This window comes from Pseudomonas sp. GW823-FHT02F05 (assembly GCF_058797315.1).
Genome location: NZ_JBXAJM010000036.1, coordinates 1 through 25,084, shown reverse-complemented (window position 1 = coordinate 25,084; position 25,084 = coordinate 1). Strand labels below are relative to the sequence as shown.

Annotated in this window: 19 protein-coding genes and 1 tRNA gene; 18 read left to right on the top strand and 2 right to left on the bottom strand. The window is 61.7% G+C overall.

The features are described from left to right. The first annotated feature begins 987 nt into the window (after window positions 1-987). Window positions 988-1,920 carry a hypothetical protein gene (locus tag AC1RAC_RS27490; RefSeq protein ID WP_254989832.1) on the top strand — a complete coding sequence of 311 codons (933 nt, stop codon included), beginning with the start codon at window positions 988-990 and terminating at the stop codon, window positions 1,918-1,920. 86 nt (window positions 1,921-2,006) lie between these two features. Here AC1RAC_RS27490 and AC1RAC_RS27485 read toward each other — a convergent pair whose 3' ends face one another. Both AC1RAC_RS27485 and AC1RAC_RS27480 read right to left on the bottom strand, forming a co-directional pair. Continuing rightward, window positions 2,007-5,285, bottom strand: a complete 3,279-nt coding sequence (locus AC1RAC_RS27485) for a PAS domain S-box protein (RefSeq protein WP_492617150.1) — start codon at window positions 5,283-5,285, stop codon at window positions 2,007-2,009. 66 nt (window positions 5,286-5,351) lie between these two features. Then, window positions 5,352-6,239: a LysR family transcriptional regulator gene (locus AC1RAC_RS27480; RefSeq protein ID WP_314550524.1), complete on the bottom strand. Its 888-nt coding sequence runs from the start codon at window positions 6,237-6,239 to the stop codon at window positions 5,352-5,354. A gap of 140 nt (window positions 6,240-6,379) precedes the next feature. On the opposite strand from AC1RAC_RS27480, the gene leuC reads away from it, so the two are divergent. From leuC to AC1RAC_RS27395, 17 genes are all read left to right on the top strand, one after another. After that, a complete protein-coding gene (leuC, locus tag AC1RAC_RS27475; protein ID WP_054899002.1) occupies window positions 6,380-7,798 on the top strand; it encodes a 3-isopropylmalate dehydratase large subunit in 1,419 nt (472 codons plus the stop codon). A gap of 10 nt (window positions 7,799-7,808) precedes the next feature. Then, complete coding sequence (gene leuD, locus AC1RAC_RS27470) at window positions 7,809-8,453, top strand: 3-isopropylmalate dehydratase small subunit (RefSeq protein WP_014719160.1); 645 nt, start codon at window positions 7,809-7,811, stop codon at window positions 8,451-8,453. A 144-nt stretch (window positions 8,454-8,597) separates the two neighbouring features. Beyond that, window positions 8,598-9,362 carry a class I SAM-dependent methyltransferase gene (locus AC1RAC_RS27465; RefSeq protein ID WP_057977614.1) on the top strand — a complete coding sequence of 255 codons (765 nt, stop codon included), beginning with the start codon at window positions 8,598-8,600 and terminating at the stop codon, window positions 9,360-9,362. Between the two features lie 53 nt (window positions 9,363-9,415). Then, window positions 9,416-10,498 carry a 3-isopropylmalate dehydrogenase gene (gene leuB, locus AC1RAC_RS27460; protein WP_003192555.1) on the top strand — a complete coding sequence of 361 codons (1,083 nt, stop codon included), beginning with the start codon at window positions 9,416-9,418 and terminating at the stop codon, window positions 10,496-10,498. A 64-nt stretch (window positions 10,499-10,562) separates the two neighbouring features. Then, complete coding sequence (gene asd, locus AC1RAC_RS27455; RefSeq protein WP_003192554.1) at window positions 10,563-11,675, top strand: aspartate-semialdehyde dehydrogenase; 1,113 nt, start codon at window positions 10,563-10,565, stop codon at window positions 11,673-11,675. 249 nt (window positions 11,676-11,924) lie between these two features. Next, window positions 11,925-12,935 carry an aspartate-semialdehyde dehydrogenase gene (locus tag AC1RAC_RS27450; RefSeq protein WP_492617149.1) on the top strand — a complete coding sequence of 337 codons (1,011 nt, stop codon included), beginning with the start codon at window positions 11,925-11,927 and terminating at the stop codon, window positions 12,933-12,935. Between the two features lie 161 nt (window positions 12,936-13,096). Continuing rightward, the gene (locus AC1RAC_RS27445; RefSeq protein ID WP_492617148.1) at window positions 13,097-15,616 is read left to right on the top strand and encodes a FimV/HubP family polar landmark protein; all 2,520 of its coding nucleotides are present in this window, start codon (window positions 13,097-13,099) and stop codon (window positions 15,614-15,616) included. A 243-nt stretch (window positions 15,617-15,859) separates the two neighbouring features. Continuing rightward, window positions 15,860-16,684, top strand: a complete 825-nt coding sequence (gene truA / locus AC1RAC_RS27440) for a tRNA pseudouridine(38-40) synthase TruA (protein ID WP_003192549.1) — start codon at window positions 15,860-15,862, stop codon at window positions 16,682-16,684. 63 nt (window positions 16,685-16,747) lie between these two features. Further along, a complete protein-coding gene (locus tag AC1RAC_RS27435; RefSeq protein ID WP_200583135.1) occupies window positions 16,748-17,380 on the top strand; it encodes a phosphoribosylanthranilate isomerase in 633 nt (210 codons plus the stop codon). A 245-nt stretch (window positions 17,381-17,625) separates the two neighbouring features. Then, window positions 17,626-18,546 (top strand): acetyl-CoA carboxylase, carboxyltransferase subunit beta, encoded by a 921-nt coding sequence (accD, locus tag AC1RAC_RS27430; RefSeq protein ID WP_003192545.1) that lies wholly within the window; start codon window positions 17,626-17,628, stop codon window positions 18,544-18,546. After that, the gene (folC, locus tag AC1RAC_RS27425; RefSeq protein ID WP_492617147.1) at window positions 18,543-19,850 is read left to right on the top strand and encodes a bifunctional tetrahydrofolate synthase/dihydrofolate synthase; all 1,308 of its coding nucleotides are present in this window, start codon (window positions 18,543-18,545) and stop codon (window positions 19,848-19,850) included. Before accD ends, folC begins: the two co-directional genes overlap by 4 nt. Further along, window positions 19,834-20,502 carry an SPOR domain-containing protein gene (locus tag AC1RAC_RS27420; RefSeq protein WP_057977623.1) on the top strand — a complete coding sequence of 223 codons (669 nt, stop codon included), beginning with the start codon at window positions 19,834-19,836 and terminating at the stop codon, window positions 20,500-20,502. The genes folC and AC1RAC_RS27420 overlap by 17 nt, the downstream gene beginning before the upstream one ends. Before the next feature lie 242 nt (window positions 20,503-20,744). Beyond that, window positions 20,745-21,302 (top strand): CvpA family protein, encoded by a 558-nt coding sequence (locus tag AC1RAC_RS27415; RefSeq protein WP_003192538.1) that lies wholly within the window; start codon window positions 20,745-20,747, stop codon window positions 21,300-21,302. A gap of 41 nt (window positions 21,303-21,343) precedes the next feature. Then, entirely contained in the window at window positions 21,344-22,849 is a 1,506-nt protein-coding gene (gene purF, locus AC1RAC_RS27410) for an amidophosphoribosyltransferase (protein ID WP_003192537.1), read from the top strand. 65 nt (window positions 22,850-22,914) lie between these two features. Next, a complete protein-coding gene (locus AC1RAC_RS27405) occupies window positions 22,915-24,126 on the top strand; it encodes an O-succinylhomoserine sulfhydrylase (protein ID WP_054922419.1) in 1,212 nt (403 codons plus the stop codon). Window positions 24,127-24,137: 11 nt separating this feature from the next. Then, a complete protein-coding gene (locus tag AC1RAC_RS27400) occupies window positions 24,138-24,902 on the top strand; it encodes an SDR family oxidoreductase (RefSeq protein ID WP_003192533.1) in 765 nt (254 codons plus the stop codon). A 107-nt stretch (window positions 24,903-25,009) separates the two neighbouring features. Beyond that, window positions 25,010-25,082: transfer RNA gene (locus AC1RAC_RS27395), tRNA-Val, on the top strand. Window positions 25,083-25,084: the final 2 nt, after the last annotated feature.

Here is a 25,084-nt window from a genome sequence, read left to right as displayed (position 1 = left end):
CAGCCGGTGAAGCCAGGTACGACTGATCAAGCGGTGAAGCCGGATGCAAAAGACCAGCCGGTGAAGCCAGGTACGACTGATCAAGCGGTGAAGCCGGATGCAAAAGACCAGCCGGTGAAGCCAGGTACGACGGATCAAGCGGTGAAGCCGGATGCAAAAGGTCCGAGGGTGCTAATAGATCACGGCGGATTGACGCCGAAACCGGGTAGAAACGATCATCCAGTGAAGCCGTCAGTGCCGATGCCTTCAGTGAATGTCACTAATGATGCTGAAGCAAATGTGCATGTGAACATCAATGTCGCTCACTGTCACTGCCCTGATACAAAGGACGGGCCAACCCCGGACTTAAATCCCAGGCAAGGTCCGAAGCCGGAATCGAACCCCGTGCCACAGCCGGGTCCAAAGCCGGAATCGAACCCCGTGCCCCAGCTGGGTCCGAAGCCGGGATCGAACCCCGTGCCCCAGCCGGGTCCAAAGCCGGAATCGAACCCCGTGCCACAGCCGGGTCCAAAGCCGGAATCGAACCCCGTGCCCCAGCCCGGTCCGAAGCCTGAATCGAACCCCGTGCCCCAGCCCGGTCCAAAGCCTGAATCGAACCCCGTGCCTCAGCCGGGTCCGAAGCCTGAATCGAGCCCCGTGCCACAGCCCGGTCAGAAGCCGGAATCGAACCCCGTGCCGCAGCCCGGTCCGAAGCCGGAATCGAACCCCGTGCCACAGCCGGGGCCGAAGCCGGAATCGAACCCGATGCCACAGCCAGGCCCGAATCCGGATACCAACCCGATACCTACACCCGCGCCACAGCCCGATAAGTTTGTTCCGGGTTTGACCAGCCCAGGTCCTGATGAGAATAAATTGGACAAAAACTGGCGCTTCAATGCTCGACTTTCATCCAGATCCTGAAATCCACTGGCTCATAAGAACGCTTGAATAAAACGGGGGCTTCTCCGAGGTATACCACTCGGAGAAGTACTGTTTAAGGAGAAACTTGTGTCGTGCTGTTCGATTAATAATATTGCGCGCGTGATAGATGTCCGTCAGGTGGCACCTGTTGATACGTTGAAACCCATTAATGACACTCTTCAGTGCACTCCAGTTAATTACGGAACTGTCGAGACAGCTAAAAAAAGCATTGGTACTAATAGAGAGTTAGTCACTACATTGTCGGGGCTGTTTGCGTCTTTTTTTTCACAGTTGATTTCTCTATTGTCCGATAAAAAAGATACGACAGTTCCTGATATTCCTCCTCCGCCCAGGGTTCAGCCTGAGGTTCCGCCTCGGGTCATACCTGAACCGCTACCACCAAAGCCTGAGGTCGCCGCAAACATTCCGGGTCTTTCGATAAAGCGTAATGGGGCTAAGCCGGACAACATCTGGAGTGGCTTTCGCCAAGGGCCAAGTGGCAACTGCGTTACCGTATCGGCCATCAAGGCAGCCATGTACCGATTTGGTCAAAGCCCTACGGACATTTTTCGCTCAGTGAGAAAAGAGCCTGGCGGTTATCACGTGGTCATGCACGACGATTTTCAGCTGAGATTGACCGACTCGGAGTTGGCGCAAGCAGCACAAGGTTCGCGGTTTATAGGTCCCGATAAAGAGATGCTCAAGGATGCGCAGTTTCTTTTTGCCGTCAGCGCCAAGCGCGCGCAAATGGAAGACAACGATGGTACGGCGAGCAGGAGTTTTCATGCTGCCATTCGCAGCCTGAACAATGGGGAGGATGAGTGGGGGCCGGGGGAGGGGTTTCTGCGCCTGGGGTTGAGGAAACACATGAGAACGGTGCCCGTCAGTGCGCTCGCCGGTGGGCAAGTGGGTATGTGCAATCGGGATAAGCATTCGGTAGCGGTTATCAATGGTCGTGAAGAGTTGTGGGGGCGCCGAGGCTCGGCCCCTACCTACGGCCATGCTGTAGCGCTTATGTAATTGAACAGGCACCCAGGCGGGCGGCTCCGTTGACGGCAGTGGCGCTTGGCTGCATCTTTTGCAACCTCGCGTGATCAGGCGCGGCCCTATTCCAGCAACCGCCTGAAACCCTCGATCGGCAATGGCCGGCTGTGTAAATACCCCTGGAACAAATGGCAGCCCAGCTTTTGCAGGAACGCCAGCTGTTCCAGGGTTTCCACCCCCTCGGCGATGACTTCCAGGTTCAGGCTGCGCGCCATCGCCACAATGGCGCGGATGATTTCTGCATCATTGGGGTCGTGGGTCGCATCGCGCACGAACGACTGATCGATCTTCAGTGCGTCCACCGGCAAGCGCTTGAGATAGGTCAGGGATGAGTAGCCGGTGCCGAAATCATCCATCGCAAAGCTCACGCCGATTTTTTTAAGGCGGCGCATCTTCATCACGGTGTCGTCCAGGTTCTGGATCACGATGCCTTCGGTGATTTCCAGTTTCAGCAGGCTGAACGGCAGGCCGTGTTGCTTGAGGCTGTGCTCCACCCGTTCCACAAAGTCGTTCTGGCGAAACTGCCGCGGGCTGATATTCACGCACAGGCTGAAATTGAGCGGGTCCACCAGGCCGTCGGCAATCAACTGGGCAAAGGCGCCGCAGGCTTCATCGAGAATCCAGGTGCCGACCTCCAGGATCAGGCCGCTGTCTTCCAATACCTTGATAAATTCCGCCGGCGACTGCGCACCCAATTGTGGATGCTGCCAGCGCACCAGGGCTTCGGCGCCGATTATCCTGTTGCCTCGCGCATCCACCTGGGGCTGGTAATGCACGCTGAATTCGCCGCGTGACAAAGCCAGGCGCAAGTCGGTTTCCATGCGCAGGCGCTCGCTGGCGGTTTTTTGCATGCTGTTGTGGAACATCTGCGTGGTGTTGCGCCCGGAGTCCTTGGCGCGGTACAGGGCGATGTCGGCACGCTTGAGCAGATCGGCGGGTGTGGTGCCGTGGTCGGGGATCAGCGCCACGCCGATGCTGGGCGTGACCTGCAACCGGTGACCGTCGAGAAACATGGGTTCCGAGAGCAATTCGCGCAGGGTATCGGCCAGCGCTTGCACCTGGCTGCTGACCGTCTGGCGGGTGCCCTCCAGGCCGCTGAGCAATACCACAAACTCGTCGCCGCCCAGGCGCGCCACGGTGTCCTCTGTGCGCACGCTGGCTTCCAGGCGCGCGGTGACGATTTTCAGCACAGTGTCGCCAACGGGGTGGCCGAGGGAGTCGTTGATGTGCTTGAAGTGATCCAGGTCCAGAAACAGCAGGGCGCCGCGCAGGTTGTGGCGCTTGAGCAGGGCGATCTGCTGGCTCAGGCGGTCCATCAGCAGTGCCCGGTTCGGCAGGTTGGTCAGCGGGTCGTGATAGGCCAGGTGCCGGATCTGCGCCTGGGCGTTCTTCAATAGGCTCACATCCCGCGCGGTCAGCAGCAGGCAGGGGGTTTCATTCAAGGTGATCGGCTCCACCGAGACCTCCACCGCCAGAACCTCGCCACGCTTGTTGCGCCAGAGCATTTCCAGGTGGTGAATGCGCCCCTTGATGTGCAACTCGGCCAACAGTGCGGCGCGTTGGTTTTCATCGGCCCAGATGCCGATCTGGTACAGCGTCAGGCCGATGGCTTCTTCGGTGCGGTAACCGGTCAGGCGGCAAAAACCGTCGTTGACCTCCACGTAACGGCCGGTGTCGCGTTCGGTGATGGATATCGCATCGGGGCTGGAATGGAACGCCTTGGCAAACTTCTCTTCACTGGCCTTGAGTGCGGCTTCCGAGCGTTGCTGTTGGGTAATATCGCGCAGCGTGGTGACGATGCACGGCTGGTCGCTGACCTTGATCAAGCGGCTGGAAATCATGCAGGTCAGGCTTTGGCCGTCCTTGTGATGCACCACTATGGCCACATTGCTCAGGGCCTGTTCGCGTATCACCTGCTCGATGCGCTGCAGGCGCTTGCTGGAGTCGTCCCACAAGCCGATTTGTTCGGCGCTTTTGTCGAGCACTTCGGCGGCTGTCCAGCCAAACGTCTGGGTAAACGCCGGGTTGATCTCGATAAAGGCGCCGCTGTCCAGGCAGGTCACGCAGATCGGGTCGGGGCTGGCCTGGAACAGGCTGGCGAACTTTTCTTCCGAGGCGGTCAGCCGTTGCTCGCGCTCGACCTGGTCGGTGATATCCAGCAAGGTCCCTGCCATGCGCAGGGGCTTGCCTGACTCATCGCGATACAGGCGTGCGCGGCTCTCCAGGTAGCGCGGGCTGCCGTCTTCCATTTGCACGCGGTAGGTCAACTGATAGTTGCCGTCCGGGCCTTCGCGCAAACTGCGGTACGCATGGCGCATGCCCTCGCGGTCCTCATCGGACATGCCCTCAAAAAACGCATCGAAGGATTCATGGAACGGCGCGGGTTCCAGCCCGTGCAACTGGGCGGCACGCGCCGAGCCGTAGAGCATGCCGCTGGGGATGTGCCAATCCCAGGTACCCAGTTGCGCGGAATCCAGAGCCAGGTCCAGGCGCTCCTGGCTTTCCTTGAGCGCTTGCTCGGCGTTTTTGCGTTCGGTGGTGTCCAGAAAGGTGCTGATCAGGTACGCCTCGCCGTCCAGTTCCACTTTTTGTGCGCTGAGGGTGCCGTCATGAATCTGGCCGTTGCTGGCGCAGAACTGCACTTCCATGGTGATCGGTTCACCCTTGCGCTGCGTGGCCTTGACCAGCAGCGCCCGCTGTTCCGGGTGGCGCCACAGGCCCAGCTCCAATGTGGTGCGGCCGATGGCATCGGCCACCGGCCAGCCGAACAGCATCTCGAAGTACTGGTTGGCTTCGCTGATCAAGCCGTCGGCCTGGCGCGTCAGCAGTACCATGTTCGGGCACAGGTGGAACAGGGTGGCGAAGCGCTTTTCCGAATGGCTGAGGGCGTGTTCACGGTCGCGTTGGTGGGTGATTTCGCGGATGACCCCGATCATGCGACGCCGTCCGGCTTTATCGGGAACCAGGCTGCCGCTGATTTCCAGCCAGTGCACGCTGCCATCGGGCCATTGGATGCGGTGGTGCATGGCGCGGTCGAACGGCTCTCCGGCGAGCACCGCATGAAAGCCGCGCACCACCCGCGCACTGTCTTGCGGGGCCAGCAGGTCTAGGTAATCGAGGTCCTTGGGCAGAGGCTGGCGCGGGTCAAAGCCGAATAGCGCCTGGGTGCCCCGTGACCAACTGATTCTTCCTGTGTCGATTTCCCAGCACCAGGCACCCAGCCGCGCGGCATTGAGGGCCGTCAGCAGTTGCGGGGCACTGTCCCAGCTTTGTTCCGCCGCTTGAGGGTCCAGGGCGTAGATGCGGGGCAGGGGTGGAATCGGGTCAAGGGGGTTGCGCATTATCAAAGGGCCTTGGCTCATGGAGAAAACCGCGCGGTTTGACCTAAACCCCTGGCCCGCACGGTGTCATGCCGGTAACCCTGGCAGATCGACCTGTGCATCCAACAGACTCATGAAAGCCCGCGCAGCGTTCGACAGCGTCCTTTCGGTGTGCACGATATAGCCTAGCTGGCGACTGAGCTGTATGCCCGGCAAAGCGATACTTGCCACCTGATCGTCAAGCATGGTGCGCGGCAACACGCTCCAGGCCAGGCCGATGGAGACCATCATCTTGATGGTTTCCAGGTAGTTAGTGCTCATCGCGATATTGGGCGTCAGGCCCTGGGCCTCGAACAGGCGGCTGACAATATGGTGGGTAAAGGTGTTGCCACCGGGAAACACGGCCGGATGCCCGGCGATATCAGCCAGGCTGACGGAACCGCTGATCAGGCTGTGTTCCGGCGCCACCACAAAATCCAGTGGGTCGTCCCACACCCGGCTTGCACGTACCAGGTTGTGGGGCTCAGGCGCCAGGGTGATTACCGCGACTTCCGCACGGCCATGGAGGATTTCTTCGTAGGCCACTTCTGAATCCAGAAACTGAATATCCAACGCCACCTTCGGATATTGCCGGGTGAAGGTGCGCAGGATCGGCGGCAGGCGATGCAGGCCGATATGGTGGCTAGTGGCCAGAGTGAGGCGCCCGCTGACTTCGCCGGTGAGGTTGGTCAGGGCCCGGCGGGTGTCGTCCAGCACGTTGAGGATTTGATAGGCGCGGGGCAGCAAGGCCCGCCCGGCCTCGGTCAAGCCGACTTCGCGGCCCAGGCGGTCGAACAGCCGTACCTTCAATTGTTGTTCCAAACCGGCGATGCGCTTGCTGATGGCCGGCTGGGTCAGGTGCAGGCGTTCGCCGGCGCCGGAGAAGCTGCCGGTCTCGGCGATGGCGATAAAGGCGTTGAGGTTGGCCAGGTCCATGGTGCTATTCCAGTTGGTAATCCAAAGCATAAAAAATATGAATTTGAGTTATTTAATGTAGCGCCATACCATCAGCCTCACAAGCCAAAGGGTTATTGAAAAGCCCGGCGTATAGATGCACCGCTGATGAGGACCGACTGATGGCCGGCAAAACGCTTTACGACAAGCTTTGGGATTCCCACGAAGTGAAACGTCGCGATGATGGATCGTCGCTGATCTACATCGACCGTCACATCATTCATGAAGTGACCTCGCCCCAAGCGTTCGAAGGCCTGCGACTGGCCGGGCGCAAGCCTTGGCGCGTCGACTCCATCATCGCCACTCCGGACCACAACGTGCCGACCACTCCTGAGCGCAAGGGCGGCATCGAAGCCATTGCCGACCAGGTTTCGCGGTTGCAGGTGCAGACCCTCGACGATTATTGCGACGAATACGGCATCACCGAATTCAAGATGAACGACGTGCGCCAAGGCATCGTCCACGTCATCGGCCCGGAGCAGGGCGCCACCTTGCCGGGCATGACCGTGGTCTGCGGCGACTCCCACACCTCCACCCACGGTGCGTTCGGCGCCCTGGCCCATGGCATCGGCACGTCTGAGGTGGAACATGTGTTCGCCACCCAGTGCCTGGTGGCCAAGAAAATGAAGAACATGCTGGTACGCGTCGAAGGCCAATTGCCGTTTGGCGTGACCGCCAAAGACATCGTGCTCGCCGTGATCGGCAAGATCGGCACCGCCGGCGGCAACGGCCATGCCATCGAGTTCGCCGGCAGTGCTATCCGCGAGCTGTCCATTGAAGGCCGCATGACCATCTGCAACATGTCCATCGAAGCCGGTGCCCGCGTGGGCATGGTGGCGGCGGACGAAAAAACCGTCGAATACGTCAAGGGTCGCCCGTTCGCGCCGCAAGGCGCCGATTGGGATGCCGCCGTCGAAGCGTGGAAAGACCTGGTGTCCGACGCCGATGCGGTGTTCGACACCGTGGTCGAACTCGACGCTACGCAGATCAAGCCGCAAGTCAGCTGGGGCACTTCGCCCGAAATGGTCCTGGCCGTCGACCAGAACGTGCCGGACCCGGCCAAAGAGGCCGACCTGGTCAAGCGTGGCTCCATCGAGCGCGCCTTGAAATACATGGGGTTGACTGCCAACCAGGCGATCACCGACATCCAGTTGGACCGTGTGTTTATCGGTTCCTGCACCAACTCGCGGATCGAAGACCTGCGCGCCGCGGCGGTGATCGCCAAAGGCCGCAAGGTGGCCTCGACCATCAAACAAGCCATTGTGGTGCCAGGTTCCGGGCTGGTTAAAGCCCAGGCGGAAGCCGAAGGCCTGGACAAGATCTTCCTCGAAGCCGGTTTTGAATGGCGTGAGCCGGGCTGCTCGATGTGCCTGGCGATGAACCCGGACCGCCTGGAGTCGGGCGAGCATTGCGCGTCGACCTCCAACCGTAACTTCGAAGGGCGCCAAGGCGCGGGTGGGCGTACTCACCTGGTGAGCCCGGCCATGGCCGCCGCTGCTGCCGTCAACGGTCGTTTCATCGACGTTCGCGAATTGATCTGAGGAAAACCCGATGAGAGCTTTTACCCAACACACAGGCCTTGTAGCGCCGTTGGACCGTGCCAATGTGGACACCGACCAGATCATCCCAAAGCAATTCCTGAAGTCGATCAAGCGCACCGGTTTCGGCCCCAACCTGTTCGATGAGTGGCGCTACCTGGACGTGGGCTACGCCTACCAGGACAACTCCAAGCGCCCTCTGAACAAGGACTTTGTGCTCAACGCCGAGCGTTACCAAGGCGCCAGCGTGTTGCTGGCCCGGGAAAACTTCGGCTGCGGCTCCAGCCGCGAGCACGCTCCGTGGGCCCTGGAAGAGTACGGCTTTCGCAGCATCATCGCGCCGAGCTACGCCGATATCTTCTTCAACAACAGCTTCAAGAACGGCCTGTTGCCGATCATCTTGAGCGACGCTGAAGTGGACGAGTTGTTCCAGCAAGTGGAGGCCAATGTCGGCTACCAGCTGACGGTGGACCTGGCCGCGCAAACCGTGACCCGCCCGGATGGCAAGGTGTACCACTTTGAAGTGGATGCCTTCCGTAAGCACTGCCTGATCAACGGCCTGGACGACATCGGCCTGACCTTGCAGGACGGCGATGCGATTGCTGCGTTTGAAACCAGGCACCGGGCGAGCCAGCCCTGGTTGTTTCGCGATGCCTGATTTGCGGTAACCGTGCGGGCCCCATCGCGGGCAAGCCCGCTCCCACAGGGATCGAGGTTCGCCTGAGCACCTCGGTCAACGGTGGAAGCTGGCTTGCCTGCGATAGCGCCAGTGCAACCACCACAAACCCCAAGGAAAGCCACCATGACCACCACCGCCCACACCCAAGTCGTGCAAAAACAATTCGGCGAGCAAGCCTCGGCCTACCTGAGCAGCGCCGTACACGCCCAGGGCACCGAATTCGCACTGCTACAGGCCGAACTGGCCGGGCAGGGCGCTGCACGCCTGCTGGACCTGGGCTGCGGTGCCGGTCATGTCAGCTTTCATGTAGCGCCTCTGGTCAAAGAAGTGGTGGCCTACGACTTGTCCCAGCCTATGCTCGACGTGGTGGCCGCCGCCGCCAAAGACCGCAACCTGGACAACATCCGCACCGTGCACGGCGCCGCCGAGCGCCTGCCGTTCGCCGATGGCGAATTCGACTTCGTGTTCAGTCGTTATTCGGCCCATCACTGGAGCGACCTCGGCCTGGCCCTGCGTGAAGTGCGCCGTGTGCTCAAGCCGGGTGGCGTGGCGGCATTTGTGGATGTCTTGTCACCGGGCAGCCCGCTGTTGGACACTTACCTGCAAACCGTCGAAGTGCTGCGCGACACCAGCCATGTGCGTGACTATTCCAGCGCCGAGTGGATGCGCCAGTTGAGTGAGGCCGGCCTGCACGTGCGCAACAGCAGTCGCCAGCGCTTGCGCCTGGAGTACGCCTCGTGGGTTGAACGCATGCGCACGCCAGAGGTACTGCGTGCAGCAATCCTTGAGCTGCAAAAGGCGATGGGCCAGGAAGTACGTGATTATTACGAAGTTCAAGCCGACGGCACCTTCAGCACCGATGTGCTGGTGGTCTTCGCCGAACGCTGATTGATTTTTCCCGACCTGCCCACGGGCGGGTCGCTTGATGAAATGAGGAACGCATGAGCAAGCAGATTCTGATTCTCCCTGGCGACGGTATTGGGCCGGAAATCATGGCCGAAGCGGTCAAGGTCCTTGAGCTTGCCAACAGCAAGTACAGCCTGGGTTTCGAGCTGAGCCACGACGTGATCGGCGGCGCTGCCATCGACAAGCACGGCGTGCCGCTGGCTGACGAGACCCTCGACCGCGCCCGGGCTGCCGATGCGGTACTGCTCGGCGCCGTGGGTGGGCCGAAATGGGACAAGATCGAGCGTGACATCCGCCCTGAGCGCGGCTTGCTGAAAATTCGTGCGCAACTGGGCCTGTTCGGTAACCTGCGCCCGGCCATCCTCTACCCGCAACTGGCTGACGCGTCGAGCCTCAAGCCGGAAGTGGTGGCGGGCCTGGATATCCTCATCGTGCGTGAGCTGACCGGCGGTATCTACTTCGGCTCGCCACGGGGTGTGCGCGAGTTGGAAAATGGTGAGCGTCAGGCCTATGACACGCTGCCATACAGCGAGAGCGAAATCCGCCGTATCGCCCGTGTCGGTTTCGACATGGCGCGCGTGCGCGGCAAAAAAGTCTGCTCGGTGGACAAGGCCAACGTGCTGGCTTCCAGCCAACTGTGGCGTGAAATCGTCGAAGAAGTCGCCAAGGATTATCCGGACGTCGAACTGAGCCACATGTACGTCGACAACGCCGCCATGCAACTGGTGCGCGCACCCAAGCAGTTCGACGTGATTGTCACCGACAACCTGTTCGGCGACATCCTGTCCGACCAGGCGTCGATGCTCACCGGTTCCATCGGCATGCTGCCGTCGGCGTCCCTGGACACCAACAACAAAGGTATGTACGAGCCGTGCCACGGTTCGGCGCCAGACATCGCGGGGCAGGGCATTGCCAACCCGCTGGCGACGATTTTGTCGGTGTCGATGATGCTGCGCTACAGCTTCAACCTGGGCGATGCGGCGGACGCAATCGAGAAGGCCGTCAGCCTGGTGCTGGATCAGGGCTTGCGCACCGGCGATATCTGGTCCCAGGGTTGCACCAAGGTCGGGACGCAAGAAATGGGCGACGCAGTAGTCGCCGCGCTGCGGAATCTGTAATCTCTCGGGCCCGCTTGCAGTTGTTGCTGCAAGGCGGCCCACTTTTTAACAAGGTGTAGTTGCGATGAAACGTGTAGGTCTGATCGGTTGGCGCGGTATGGTCGGTTCCGTGCTCATGCAGCGGATGCTGGAAGAGCAGGATTTCGATCTTATTGAGCCGGTGTTTTTCACCACTTCGAACGTAGGTGGCCAAGGGCCGTCCGTGGGCAAGGATATTGCCCCGCTCAAGGATGCCTACAGCATTGAAGAGTTGAAGAGCCTCGACGTGATCCTGACCTGCCAGGGTGGCGACTACACCAGCGAAGTCTTCCCCAAGCTGCGCGAAGCCGGCTGGCAGGGTTACTGGATCGACGCCGCTTCGAGCCTGCGCATGCAGGACGACGCGGTGATCATCCTCGACCCGGTCAACCGCAAGGTCATCGACCAGCAACTGGACGCCGGTACCAAGAACTATGTGGGCGGCAACTGCACCGTCAGCCTGATGCTGATGGGCCTGGGCGGCCTGTTCGAAGCGGGCCTGGTGGAGTGGATGAGCGCGATGACCTATCAGGCGGCCTCCGGTGCCGGCGCGCAGAACATGCGTGAACTGATCAAGCAGATGGGCGCGACCCACGCCGCTGTCGCCGATCAACTGGCTGACCCGGCCAGTGCGATCCTCGATATCGACCGCCGTGTGGCCGAGGCCATGCGCAGCGATGCTTACCCGACCGAGAACTTCGGCGTGCCATTGGCCGGTAGCCTGATCCCGTGGATCGACAAGGAACTGCCTAACGGTCAGAGTCGCGAAGAGTGGAAGGCCCAGGCCGAAACCAACAAGATCCTGGGGCGCTTCAAGAACCCGATCCCGGTGGATGGCATCTGCGTGCGCATTGGCGCCATGCGTTGCCACAGCCAGGCGCTGACTATCAAGTTGAACAAAGATGTGCCGATCGCCGATATCGAAGGGCTGATCAGCCAGCACAACCCTTGGGTCAAGCTGGTGCCGAACAACCGCGATATCAGCATGCAGGAGCTGAGCCCGACCAAGGTCACCGGCACCCTGAATGTGCCGGTGGGCCGCCTGCGCAAGCTGAACATGGGCAGCCAGTTCCTCGGCGCGTTCACCGTTGGCGACCAACTGCTGTGGGGCGCGGCTGAGCCGTTGCGTCGCATGTTGCGGATTTTGCTGGAGCGTTGATCGCTTGAGGCAATAACAGAAACCCGCGTTCTGGTGACAGGCGCGGGTTTTTTGTTGCCCTTGTGATCGTTCCCACGCTCTGCGTGGGAATGCAGCTCTGGACGCTCTGCGTCTGCTTTAGAGGCGTGACGCGGAGCGTCACAGGAGGCGTTCCCACGCAGAGCGCGGGAACGATCAGGGGGGCTGTAATTGCCTCACCCTCTACCACCCGGTAAAGTGCCGCTCCCCCGTAATGCCCGAGGCAATCCCATGACCCAGACCTTTGAAATCGCCGTGATCGGCGCTACCGGTACCGTTGGCGAAACCCTGGTGCAGATTCTCGAAGAGCTGGAGTTCCCGGTGGGCACCTTGTACCTGCTGGCGGGCAGCAACTCGGCGGGGGCTTCGGTGCCGTTTCGGGGCAAGAACGTGCGGGTCAAAGAGATCGACACGTTTGATTTCAGCAAGGTGCAGTTGGCGTTCTTCGCTGCAGGCCCCGCGGTGACCCTGAGCTTCGCCCCGCGTGCCACCGCCGCTGGCTGCGCGGTGATCGACTTGTCTGGCGCATTGCCCGCCGAGCAGGCGCCGCAAGTGGTGCCGCAGGCCAACGCCCATGTGCTGGGCGCGTTGAAAAAGCCTTTCCAGCTCGGCAGCCCGAGCCCTTGTGCCACCTACCTCGCGGTGGTGCTGGCACCGTTGCGCAATGTAGTGGACATCCAGCGCGTGAGCGTCACCGCCAACCTGGCCATCTCTGCCCAGGGCCGCGAGGCCGTCAGCGAGTTGGCGCGCCAGACTGCCGAACTGCTGAACGTGCGTCCCTTGGAGCCAGTGTTCTTCGATCGGCAAGTGGCGTTCAACCTGCTGGCGCAAGTCGGCACGCCAGACGTCCAAGGTCATACCGCCCTGGAGAAGCGCCTCGTACACGAACTGCGTGCGGTGCTGGAAACACCTTTACTAAAGATTTCCGCCACCTGCGTTCAAGCCCCGGTGTTTTTCGGCGATAGCCTGACTGTGTCGCTGCAACTGGCCGCGCCGGTCGACCTGGCCGCGGTGAACCGCGCCCTCGACGCTGCGCCGGGAATCGAGCTGGTCGAGGAGGGCGATTACCCCACCGCCGTAGGCGATGCCGTCGGCCAGGACGTGGTGTACGTCGGGCGAGTTCGCGCAGGTATCGACGACCCGGCGGAACTAAATCTTTGGTTGACGTCAGATAACGTACGCAAAGGCTCGGCCCTGAACGCCGTGGAACTGGCGCAGTTGTTGATAAAAGACCTTGTGTAAAAGATACTTGGCGGCAATTTGTAGATTGATTCTAGCCAGGCGCTATGCTTGGTCCCAAGTGAAACACAAGCGCGTCGGTGACCTATCGGCTCGCCATGCCTTATGGCAGCGGTTACCAACCTTCTCGCAGAGCGGGAAGTGTTCAAACAAAGGATGAGGCTATGGTTCAAGTTCGCAAACTGGTGTTAGCAATAGCGGCCGCCTCGGCGCTGTCCTCCGGTATGGCGCAGGCGCTGCAACTTGGGGAGATGACCCTCAAGTCGAAGTTGAACCAGCCGCTGTCGGTGGAAATCGAATTGCGCGATGTGGGCGGCCTCACGGCGTCCGAGATCACCCCCAGCCTGGCTTCGGCCCAGGCCTTCGTGGATGCGGGTGTCGACCGCCAGGCGTTTCTCGATGACCTGACGTTCACGCCGGTGATCAACCCCGAAGGTCGCAGCGTGGTACGTGTGACCTCCAGCAAGCCGCTGCCCGATTCCTACGTGCGTTTCCTCATGCAGGTGCAATGGCCCAATGGCCGCTTGATGCGTGACTACAGTGTGCTGCTCGACCCGGCCAAGTTTGACCAGCCGGCACCGACTGCCAGCGCGCCGGCCAGCTCTGCGCCTGCCACTGGCACGCTTGCCCGGCACACCACCACGCCCCACGATACCTTGTGGGAGATTGCCGCGAAGAACCGTCACGGCGCCTCGGTCCAGCAAACGATGCTGGCTATCCAGGCGCTTAACCCGGATGCCTTTGTCGACGGCAACATCAACCGCCTGAAAACCGGCCAGGTGCTACGCCTGCCGGATATCACCCAAAGTACAGCCCTGGCCCAGCCGCAAGCGATTGCCGAAGTGAGTGCGCAGAACGCCGCCTGGCGCCAGCGCCAGCGCAGTCCTCAGGGGCAAGTGGCTGGTAAGCCGCAGTTGGATGCAACCCGGCGCACCCAGGCCGGCAATGCGCCGTCGAGCACCCAGGCCAAGGACAATTTGAGCCTGGTATCGGCGCAAGCCGCCAAGAAAGGTGGCAAAGGCGCAGCTGGGGACAGCCGCGCCCTGAGCGACAAGCTGGCGATGACCCAGGAAGAGCTCGACACCACGCGGCGCGACAACGAAGAACTGAAAAGCCGTGCCGCCGACCTGCAAAGCCAGCTGGACAAGCTGCAGAAGCTGATCCAACTGAAGAATGACCAATTGGCTCGTTTGCAGGCGCAAACGGGTGAGCCAGCCGCGATCCCCGCACAGTTGCCCGGTGAGCCTGCAGCCGAGCCTGCGGCCCCTGTTGCAACGCCAGCGCCAGCGCCTGAACCGGTCAAGCCGGCTGCCGCGCCGGCCAGTACCGAAGGCAAGTTCAATGATCTGCTGACCAACCCGATTGTGCTCGGCATCCTTGGCGGTGCGGCCCTGCTGGTGGTGCTGCTGCTTCTGCTGCTATGGGCTCGCCATCGCAATGCTCGCCGTGAAGAAGAGAAGCATCTGCGCATGGCTCGGGCGTTGGCCGAAGAGCCTGAGTTCGTTTCCAATATCGATCAAGACCTGCCGCCTGACAGCTTCGAGGGCCTTGAAGTGCCGCCGCCGAGCGTCAAGCTCGCCACCGCAGTGGCGCCAGCAGCCGCACCCGCGCCAGCACCGGTGGTCGAGACGGTTGTGGCGCCGACGGTCGCCTCCGTGCTGGCGCCGTTGGCGGTTGCCGTGGCTCAGGAAAATTCCAGCGACGCCCTGGCCCAGGCCCAATCCCATATTGACCGTGGCCACCTGAACCAGGCGGCGGATGTGCTTGAACGAGCCATCAAGCACGAGCCCAAGCGCAGCGACCTGCGTTTGAAGCTGATGGAAGTCTATGGCCTGCAGAACAACAAGGACGGGTTCGTCACCCAGGAGCGCCAGTTGGTGGCCAACGGTGAGAACCATGCCCAGGTCGAGCAGCTCAAGGCGCGCTTCCCGGCCATGGCCGTGTTGGCGGCGGGTGTCAGTGCCGCAGTGGCCGCCGCAGCCCTGGATGCGCAATACGTCAAGGACCTGCTCGACGACAAGCCGGCCTCGGCTGCGCAGGCAGACACCTTCGACACCGATTTCGACTTGAGCCTGGATGACCTGGAAGCCGCCTCGCCGGCCGAGATCGCGCAAGACCAGCAAACCTTTGAAACATTGCTCAAACAACAGACCGAGTCTAAGGCCGACGCACAGGACCTGTCGGACTTTGACCTGGACCTGCAGTTGGACCCGCCCGCGTCGCAAACCGATGACGACTTCCTGTCGGGCCTTGAAGAGCAGATCAAGGATGTACCGCCAGTGGAGCCGCCGACCCTGACGCCGGCTGCGCTGGACGAATTCGACCTGCCGGAAGACTTTGACCTGTCGCTGGCGGACGAGCCGAGCAACCCTGCGGCCAAGCCCGATGCCTTCGCGTCGGAGCTGGACGACGTCAACGCTGAACTGGATCGATTGTCCCAGAGCCTGGAACATCCGCCGATCGAGCCTTCCTTCACGGCTGAAGATGCCGCGCTGGGTGCTGAGGATGAGCCGGATTTCGACTTCCTCTCGGGCACCGATGAAGTGGCTACCAAGCTCGACCTGGCCCAGGCCTATATCGACATGGGCGATGCTGACGGCGCGCGAGACATCCTGTCCGAGGTGCTGACCGAAGGCAACGAAGGCCAGCGTGGCGAAGCCAAGGAAATGCTCGGCCGAATCTAACGGCCGAGGCAGAAAAATGTGGGAGCGGGCTTGTTGTGGCGAGGGAGCTTGCTCCCGCTGGGGGGCGTAGCGCCCCTGAAAAGCCGGCTCCAGCTGCGCTGTCGAACGGGAGCAAGCTCCCTCGCCACAAAAACCCCAGATTAAAAGCCCCCTCTCATGCACCCTGACGCCCTATAATGCCCGCCTTTGCGCAACTCATCAGGCTCTCAGTTCTTGGCAAATATAGATAACGCGGCTGCCGAAATGGCGGCCGCAGGCTTTTACCGCATCGCCCTGGGCGTGGAATACAAAGGCTCGCGCTATCGCGGCTGGCAGCGTCAGGCCTCCGGGGTGCTGACGGTGCAGGAAACCCTGGAAAACGCCCTGTCCAAAGTCGCCAACTCGCCGGTGTCGCTGATGTGTGCCGGGCGTACCGATGCCGGCGTACACGCGTGTGGCCAAGTGGTGCACTTCGACACCCAGGCCGAGCGGTCGATGAAGGCGTGGGTGATGGGGGCTAATATCAATTTGCCCCATGATGTCAGTGTCAGCTGGGCCAAGGTCATGCCGGCGCATTTTCACGCCCGTTTCAAGGCCATCGCCCGCCGTTACCGCTACGTGATCTACAACGATCAGATCCGCCCGGCGCACCTCAATGAAGAAATCACCTGGAACCACCGCCCGCTGGATGCCGAGCGCATGGCCGAGGCCGCGCAGCATTTGGTCGGGGTGCATGACTTCAGCGCCTTCCGTGCCGGGCAGTGCCAGGCCAAGTCGCCGATCAAGGAAGTCCACCACCTGCGGGTGACGCGCCACGGCAAGATGATTGTGCTGGATATCCGTGCGGGTGCCTTTCTGCATCATATGGTGCGCAACATTGCTGGCGTGCTGATGACCATCGGCACCGGTGAGCGCCCGGTGGAGTGGGCCAAGGAAGTGCTGGAAAGCCGCATTCGCCGCACGGGCGGGGTCACGGCGCATCCGTTCGGCCTTTACCTGGTGGATGTGGAGTACCGCGACGAGTTCGAATTACCGGAACGCTTTATCGGGCCGCACTTCCTCACCGGTTTCAGCGAACTTGGCGGCTGACGCCCGGAAAAGCTTTTGTTACCATCCGGGACTTTCTCGGTCCAACCCTGAGGTTCCTACGACATGTCAGCCGTTCGCAGCAAGATTTGCGGGATTACCCGCATAGAAGACGCGCTGGCGGCAGTCGAAGCGGGGGCGGATGCCATTGGCCTGGTGTTTTATGCCAAGAGCCCACGGGCGGTGAATGTGCTGCAGGCGCGGGCGATCATCGCTGCATTGCCGCCCTTCGTGACCACCGTGGGGTTGTTCGTCAACGCCAGCCGCTGCGAGCTCAACGAAACCCTGGATGCGGTGCCGCTGGATATGTTGCAGTTCCATGGCGACGAATCGCCAGAGGAATGCGAAAGCTATCAGCGCCCGTACATCAAGGCGTTGCGAGTCAAGGCTGGGGACGATATCGCCGCAGCCTGCACCGCTTATACCGGCGCTCGCGGGATTCTGTTGGACACCTACGTCGAAGGCGTACCCGGTGGCACGGGCGAGGCGTTCGACTGGACGCTGATTCCCGAGGGGTTGAGCAAGCCGGTCATTCTCGCGGGTGGGCTCACTCCAGCGAATGTCCAGGCGGCCATCGAACAGGTCCGGCCGTATGCCGTGGACGTCAGCGGTGGGGTGGAGCAGGGCAAGGGGATCAAGGACCCGAGCAAGATTCGCGCGTTCATGCAGGCCGTGCGCAACAGCAGGGGTGGGATGTGACGGCTGGCAGTCTGCCGCCGTCCATAACTACCACTGTGTAAAACAGCCCGGCGCCGCCTGTGGGTGGCCCGGAAACGAAGTGGCAACCCTGCGCTGGCAGGTTGTCTGGAAGGCTGAGGATACGGGCGGGAAATGGCAGGTCCAACGTCTGACCCCGTCCCGCCTGTGTCATCGCCACATATGAATTTAGCTCAAGGGCATACGCGGGGCTGTGTTCAAGCCACCGGTACTGGAGAAAAGAAAGCATGAGCAACTGGTTAGTAGACAAACTGATCCCTTCGATCATGCGTTCCGAGGTGAAGAAAAGCTCGGTTCCTGAAGGTCTGTGGCACAAATGCCCATCCTGCGACGCGGTGCTGTATCGCCCGGAGCTGGAAAAGACCCTGGACGTTTGCCCCAAGTGCAACCACCACATGCGTATTGGCGCACGCGCTCGTATCGACATCTTCCTGGATGCCGATGGCCGTAATGAGCTGGGTGCCGACCTGGAGCCGGTTGACCGTCTCAAGTTCCGCGACAGCAAGAAGTACAAGGACCGCCTGGTCGGCGCACAGAAGCAGACTGGCGAGAAAGACGCGCTGATTTCGGTCAGCGGCAAGCTGCTGGGCATGCCGGTAGTAGTCTCGGCCTTCGAATTCTCCTTCATGGGCGGTTCCATGGGTGCCATCGTCGGTGAGCGCTTTGTTCGCGCTGCCAACTATGCCCTGGAAAATCGTTGCCCAATGATCTGCTTCGCCGCCTCCGGTGGTGCGCGTATGCAGGAAGCCCTGATTTCCCTGATGCAAATGGCCAAGACCTCGGCGGTACTGGCGCGTCTGCGTGAAGAAGGCATTCCGTTCATCTCTGTACTGACCGACCCGGTCTACGGCGGCGTCTCCGCCAGCCTGGCGATGTTGGGCGATGTGATCGTTGGCGAGCCTAAAGCCCTGATCGGTTTTGCCGGCCCGCGCGTAATCGAGCAGACCGTGCGGGAAAAACTGCCGGAAGGCTTCCAGCGCAGCGAGTTCCTGCTGGAGCACGGTGCGATCGACCTGATCATTCCGCGTGGCGAACTGCGCCCGCGCCTGGGCAGCCTGCTCGCGCAAATGATGGGCTTGCCGACGCCTGTGTACATCGCGCCTAAGGTCGAGCCGATCGTCGTGCCGCCGGTGCCAGCAAACCTATGACCCAACGTACCCTGGGCGAATGGCTCGCCTACCTTGAGCAGTTGCATCCGTCCGCCATCGACATGGGCCTGGAGCGCTCGCAACAGGTAGCGGCCCGCCTCGGGTTGGGCCAGCCGGCACCGCGTGTGATCACGGTGACCGGCACCAACGGCAAAGGCTCCACCTGTGCCTTTGTCGCCGCGCTGTTGCAGGCCCAGGGCCTCAAAGTCGGCGTGTACAGTTCGCCGCACCTGCTGCGCTACAACGAGCGGGTGCAGCTCAATGGCGTCGAAGCCACTGATGCCCAGCTGTGCGAAGCCTTCGCAGCCCTGGAAGCCGGGCGTGGCGACATTTCCCTGACCTATTTCGAGATGGGCACCCTGGCGGCGTTCTGGCTGTTCGAGCGTGCGCAACTGGATGTGGTCGTGCTGGAAGTCGGCCTCGGCGGGCGCCTGGATACTGTCAACGTGGTGGATGCCGACCTGGCCCTGGTAACCAGCATTGGTGTCGATCATGCCGATTACCTGGGCAATACCCGCGAATCGGTGTCTTTTGAAAAGGCCGGGATCTTCCGCCAGGGCCGTCCGGCGCTGTGTGGTGACCTGGACCCGCCGCAACCCTTGCTCGACAGGGCGCGCGAACTGGATTGCCTGTTCTACCTGCGGGGTCGCGAGTTCACCCTGGACATCGGCGACACCCATTGGCAATGGCGTGGGCAGGATGCACGTGGCCAACGGGTAGAGCTGCTTGATTTGCCGTTGCTGAACCTGCCGATGGAAAACGCCGCGCTCGCGCTGCAAGCCTATTTGCTGCTGGACCTGCCGTGGGACGCCGCGCAGATCGCGGCGACCTTGCTGGCAACGAAAGTGGTGGGGCGCCTCGATCGCCGAACCTTCGACTGGCAAGGCAAGCGCCTGAGCCTGATGTTGGATGTAGGCCATAACCCCCATGCTGCGCAGTACCTGGCTGAGCGTCTGGCGCATACGCCGCCGGTGGGGCGTCGCCTGGCGGTGTTCGGGTTGTTGGTCGACAAGGACCTGGACGGCGTGGTTGCGCCACTGCTGGGCAGCGTCCAGTCTTGGGCCGTTGCGCCGCTGGACACGCCACGCAGCCGTCCTGCGGTTGAGTTGGAAACTGCCTTGCAGAACCTTGGCGCGCCGGTGACGTCGTATGCAAGCGTCACTGCAGCCCTGGAGGCGCAGTGTGCGGTAGCGACGGCCGAGGACGAAATCCTGTTGTTCGGATCATTTTATTGTGTTGCCGAGGCGCTTGAATGGCTGGCCCGGCGCTCCACGGAGGAAGCTGCACATGGCATTACTGGATAGCGCATACAAGCAGCGAATGGTCGGGGCCCTGGTGCTGGTGGCGTTGGCGGTAATCTTTTTGCCGATGCTGTTTTCCCGCCAGGACGAACAGCGCCAGGTGGTGGTTGAAGCTCCCGCTGCGCCCCAGGCGCCGGTGGTGCCGCAGGTTCAGGTCGAACCGGTGGTCGTGCCTGAGCCTCAGGTGTTGCCGGAAGAGCCTGTGCCCGTCGAGGAGGAGGTCGTCACACAGCAGGCGCCTTCACAGGCCCCTTCGATGCCGGTGCAGCCAAGTGTGCCGGTGGTCAAGCCAACGCCAGCCCCGGCTGTCGCCGCCAAACCGGCTGCACCGGCGCCAGCGCCCAAGCCGGTAGCGCCGCAGCCTGCAGCGCCTGGCAAGCCGGATGTGGGGCAGAGTCGCATCGACCCTAATGGCCTGCCGGTCAGTTGGTCGATCCAGCTGGCCAGCCTGGCCAATCGCGAAAGTGCCGACGCCTTGCAGAAAAAGCTGCGTGCCCAGGGGTATAACGCTTATATCCGCAGCGCTGACGGCAAGAATCGTGTGTTTGTCGGGCCGCTGATCGAGCGTGCGGAGGCAGATCGCCTGCGCGATTTGCTGGGTCGTCAGCAGAACCTCAACGGGTTTGTGGTGCGTTTCCAGCCCGAGCGCGGCTGAACGGGCAATAGGCTCTAAATGTGCGAGCTGGCTTGCCTGCGATGGCGGTGGTTCAATCGACAACGATGTCGAGCGTGCCGCCCTCATCGCAGGCAAGCCAGCTCCCACATTGGTTTGTGCTGGGGTTGAAATGCGATTGGCCCGTCACAATCTATTGATTTGCAAAGCACCCGCAATCACCGCTTACCGATAGCCCGGCGCTCTGCTAAAATGCGCCGCCTTATCCGTACGTAGGCTGCACTGTGCCATTTACCTGGGTTGATTGGGCGATCGTTGCAATCGTCGCCATCTCCGCTTTGATCAGTCTGAGCCGCGGCTTCGTAAAAGAAGCACTGTCGTTGCTGACTTGGATCATCGCAGGAGTCGTAGCCTGGATGTTCGGTGGTTCACTGTCGGTCTACCTGGCCGGGTACATAGAGACACCTTCGGCTCGCGTCATCGCGGGCTGCGCCATCATGTTCATCGCCACGCTGTTGGTGGGGGCAATGGTCAATTATCTTATTGGCGAGTTGATACGTGTCACCGGCCTCTCCGGGACCGATCGATTTCTCGGCATGGCCTTCGGGGCTGCGCGTGGCGCGTTGCTGGTGGTCGTGGCGGTCGGGCTGTTGAGCCTGGGGCCGGTACAGCAGGATTCGTGGTGGCAGGAGTCGGTACTCGTGCCAAAATTTCTATTGGTTGCAGACTGGTCCAAGAACCTCATCCTGGGGTGGAGCAGTCAGTGGCTGGCCAGCGGAATCAGCGTACCCGCTGATCTTCCGTTCAAGGAGCACCTCTTACCGGCCAAAACGCCTCAGTAAGCTGTGTTCAGTCAAGATTCATTAAGTAGGGGTTGCGTCGCATGTGTGGCATCGTCGGTATCGTCGGTAAGTCGAACGTCAATCAGGCGCTGTATGACGCGCTAACCGTCCTCCAGCACCGCGGCCAGGACGCTGCCGGTATTGTGACCAGCCACGACGGCCGGTTATTCCTGCGCAAGGACAATGGCCTGGTGCGTGACGTGTTCCATCAGCGTCACATGCAGCGCCTCGTCGGGCACATGGGCATTGGCCATGTGCGCTACCCGACTGCCGGTAGCTCGACCTCGGCCGAAGCTCAACCGTTCTACGTCAACTCGCCTTACGGCATCACCTTGGCGCACAACGGTAACCTGACCAACGTTGAACAACTGGCCAAGGAGATCTACGAATCTGACCTGCGCCACGTCAACACCAGCTCCGATTCGGAAGTGCTGCTCAACGTGTTCGCCCACGAGCTGGCCCAGCGCGGCAAGCTGCAGCCGACCGAAGAAGACGTGTTCGCCGCCGTGATCGACGTGCACAACCGTTGCGTCGGTGGTTATGCGGTGGTGGCGATGATCACCGGTTACGGCATCGTTGGTTTCCGCGACCCCCATGGCATTCGCCCGATCGTGTTCGGCCAGCGTCACACCGACGAAGGCGTCGAGTACATGATCGCTTCCGAAAGCGTGTCCCTGGACGTGCTGGGCTTCACCCTGATCCGCGACCTGGCGCCGGGCGAGGCTGTCTACATCACTGAAGACGGCAAGCTGCACACCCGTCAGTGCGCCGTAGCGCCGAAACTCACCCCGTGCATCTTCGAGCACGTCTACCTGGCGCGTCCGGATTCGATCATCGACGGCGTCTCGGTCTACAAGGCGCGCCTGCGCATGGGCGAGAAGCTGGCCGAGAAGATCCTGCGCGAGCGTCCCGAGCACGATATCGATGTGGTCATCCCGATCCCGGATACCAGCCGTACCGCTGCTCTGGAACTGGCCAACCACCTGGGCGTCAAGTTCCGCGAAGGCTTCGTGAAGAACCGCTACATCGGCCGTACCTTCATCATGCCCGGCCAGGCTGCGCGCAAGAAATCGGTACGCCAGAAGCTCAACGCCATCGAGCTTGAGTTCCGCGGCAAGAACGTAATGCTGGTAGATGACTCCATCGTGCGGGGCACCACCTGCAAGCAGATCATCCAGATGGCCCGCGAAGCCGGGGCGAAGAACGTGTACTTCTGTTCCGCTGCGCCTGCGGTGCGTTACCCGAACGTGTACGGTATCGACATGCCGAGCGCCCATGAGCTGATCGCGCATAATCGTTCGACCCAGGACGTGGCCGACCTGATCGGCGCCGACTGGCTGATCTACCAGGACCTGCCGGACCTGATCGAAGCGGTTGGCGGTGGCAAGATCAAGATCGAGCAGTTCGACTGCGCCGTGTTCGACGGCAAGTACGTGACCGGCGATGTCGACGAGGCCTACCTGAACAAGATCGAGCAGGCGCGCAACGACTCGTCGAAGATCAAGACACAGGCGGTCAGCGCGATCATCGACCTGTATAACAACTGAGTAAACACCGGCCCTGAGGGGCCGGTTTTGTATCTTAAACAAAGAATTGAATAAGGAGTCGCAGCATGAGTCAGGAATGGGATGCCGGTCGGTTGGACAGCGACCTCGATGGCGTAGCTTTCGATACCCTGGCTGTGCGCGCCGGCCAGCACCGTACCCCGGAAGGTGAGCACGGCGACCCGATGTTCTTCACCTCCAGCTACGTGTTTCGTACTGCCGCCGACGCCGCTGCGCGGTTTGCTGGCGAAGTGCCGGGCAACGTGTATTCGCGCTACACCAACCCGACCGTGCGTGCGTTTGAAGAGCGCATCGCGGCTCTGGAAGGTGCCGAGCAGGCCGTGGCGACTGCCACCGGCATGGCGGCCATCCTGGCCGTGGTGATGAGCCTGTGCAGCGCCGGCGACCATGTGCTGGTATCGCGCAGCGTGTTCGGCTCGACCATCAGCCTGTTCGAGAAGTACTTCAAGCGTTTCGGTATTGAAGTCGATTACGTGCCCCTGGCGGACCTGTCCGGTTGGGAGGCGGCCATCAAGGCCAATACCAAGCTGTTGTTCGTCGAATCGCCGTCCAACCCGCTCGCAGAGCTGGTGGACATCGCCGCGCTGGCCGAAGTCGCGCATGCCAAGGGCGCGATGCTGGTGGTGGACAACTGCTTCTGCACCCCGGCCTTGCAGCAACCGCTGAAGCTGGGTGCGGACATCGTGGTGCACTCGGCAACCAAGTTCATCGACGGCCAGGGCCGTTGCATGGGCGGCGTGGTGGCCGGTCGCAGCGAGCAGATGAAGGAAGTGGTGGGCTTCCTGCGCACCGCCGGCCCGACCCTCAGCCCGTTCAACGCCTGGATCTTCCTCAAAGGCCTGGAAACCCTCAGCCTGCGTATGAAAGCTCATTGTGCCAACGCCCAGGCCCTGGCCGAGTGGCTGGAGCAGCAGGACGGTATCGAGAAGGTGCATTACGCCGGCCTCAAGAGCCACCCGCAACACGCCTTGGCCCAGCGTCAGCAGCGTGGCTTCGGCGCGGTGGTGAGTTTCGAAGTCAAGGGCGGCAAAGACGGTGCCTGGCGCTTTATCGATGCGACGCGCTTGATCTCCATTACCGCCAACCTGGGTGACAGCAAGACCACCATCACCCACCCGAGCACCACCTCCCACGGGCGCCTGGCGCCGCAGGAGCGTGAAGCGGCCGGCATCCGTGACAGCCTGATCCGCATTGCGGTGGGCCTGGAAGATGTCGCTGACTTGCAGGCAGACCTGGCCCGTGGGCTGGCGGCCTTGTGATCGAGTGGTCCATGGAGGCCGCAGCGGCCAGTAACGGGCGCGTGGCGCTGGTGACGGGTGCGGCGCGGGGCATTGGCCTCGGGATTGCCGCGTGGCTGATCAGCGAAGGCTGGCAGGTGGTGCTGACCGACCTGGACCGCGAGCGCGGTGCCAAGGTGTCCAAGGTGCTGGGCGACAATGCCTGGTTTATCACCATGGACGTGGCCGACGAGAAGCAAGTGGCCCAGGGTGTCGCCGAGGTGCTGGGGCAGTTCGGGCGCCTGGATGCGTTGGTGTGCAACGCGGCGGTGGCCGACCCACGCAATATCACCCTGGAAAGCCTGGACCTGGCGTACTGGAATCGGGTGCTGGCGGTCAACCTCAGTGGGCCGATGCTGCTGGCCAAGCACTGCGCGCCTTACCTGCGTGCCCATGGCGGTGCCATCGTCAACCTGGCCTCGACCCGGGCGCGTCAATCCGAGCCTGACACCGAAGCCTATGCGGCCAGCAAAGGTGGGCTGTTGGCCCTGACCCACGCCCTGGCCATGAGCCTGGGGCCGGAAGTGCGGGTCAATGCGGTCAGCCCTGGCTGGATCGACGCACGTGATCCGGCTGCGCGGCGTGCAGAGCCGCTCACCGACGCCGATCATGCCCAGCATCCGGCGGGCAGGGTGGGGACGGTGGAGGACGTGGCGGCGATGGTGGCCTGGTTGCTGTCACGCCAGGCCGGGTTCGTCACCGGGCAAGAGTTCGTGGTGGACGGCGGCATGAGCAAGAAGATGATTTACAGCGAGTAGGGCGGGTAGCTGTCTTGAAGTCATTTTGTCTTTTTCAGAAAAACTTCAAGCAGGCTATTGACTTAGGTCCGCTACCTGCGTAAATTTCGCGGCCTCAACGAAGCAAAGGGTGATTAGCTCAGCTGGGAGAGCATCTGCCTTACAAGCAGAGGGTCGGCGGTTCGATCCCGTCATCACCCACC

What these genes read in the sequence shown, in the direction of transcription:
- AC1RAC_RS27450 (WP_492617149.1), top strand. Translation starts at nt 11,925, where the DNA reads ATGACCCAGACCTTTGAAATCGCCGTGATCGGCGCTACCGGTACCGTT.
- truA (WP_003192549.1), top strand. Translation starts at nt 15,860, where the DNA reads ATGGCGGCCGCAGGCTTTTACCGCATCGCCCTGGGCGTGGAATACAAA.
- AC1RAC_RS27435 (WP_200583135.1), top strand. Translation starts at nt 16,748, where the DNA reads ATGTCAGCCGTTCGCAGCAAGATTTGCGGGATTACCCGCATAGAAGAC.
- leuD (WP_014719160.1), top strand. Translation starts at nt 7,809, where the DNA reads ATGAGAGCTTTTACCCAACACACAGGCCTTGTAGCGCCGTTGGACCGT.
- leuC (WP_054899002.1), top strand. Translation starts at nt 6,380, where the DNA reads ATGGCCGGCAAAACGCTTTACGACAAGCTTTGGGATTCCCACGAAGTG.
- folC (WP_492617147.1), top strand. Translation starts at nt 18,543, where the DNA reads ATGACCCAACGTACCCTGGGCGAATGGCTCGCCTACCTTGAGCAGTTG.
- accD (WP_003192545.1), top strand. Translation starts at nt 17,626, where the DNA reads ATGAGCAACTGGTTAGTAGACAAACTGATCCCTTCGATCATGCGTTCC.
- AC1RAC_RS27420 (WP_057977623.1), top strand. Translation starts at nt 19,834, where the DNA reads ATGGCATTACTGGATAGCGCATACAAGCAGCGAATGGTCGGGGCCCTG.
- AC1RAC_RS27480 (WP_314550524.1), bottom strand. Translation starts at nt 6,239, where the DNA reads ATGGACCTGGCCAACCTCAACGCCTTTATCGCCATCGCCGAGACCGGC.
- asd (WP_003192554.1), top strand. Translation starts at nt 10,563, where the DNA reads ATGAAACGTGTAGGTCTGATCGGTTGGCGCGGTATGGTCGGTTCCGTG.
- leuB (WP_003192555.1), top strand. Translation starts at nt 9,416, where the DNA reads ATGAGCAAGCAGATTCTGATTCTCCCTGGCGACGGTATTGGGCCGGAA.
- AC1RAC_RS27445 (WP_492617148.1), top strand. Translation starts at nt 13,097, where the DNA reads ATGGTTCAAGTTCGCAAACTGGTGTTAGCAATAGCGGCCGCCTCGGCG.
- AC1RAC_RS27405 (WP_054922419.1), top strand. Translation starts at nt 22,915, where the DNA reads ATGAGTCAGGAATGGGATGCCGGTCGGTTGGACAGCGACCTCGATGGC.
- purF (WP_003192537.1), top strand. Translation starts at nt 21,344, where the DNA reads ATGTGTGGCATCGTCGGTATCGTCGGTAAGTCGAACGTCAATCAGGCG.
- AC1RAC_RS27465 (WP_057977614.1), top strand. Translation starts at nt 8,598, where the DNA reads ATGACCACCACCGCCCACACCCAAGTCGTGCAAAAACAATTCGGCGAG.
- AC1RAC_RS27485 (WP_492617150.1), bottom strand. Translation starts at nt 5,285, where the DNA reads ATGCGCAACCCCCTTGACCCGATTCCACCCCTGCCCCGCATCTACGCC.
- AC1RAC_RS27400 (WP_003192533.1), top strand. Translation starts at nt 24,138, where the DNA reads ATGGAGGCCGCAGCGGCCAGTAACGGGCGCGTGGCGCTGGTGACGGGT.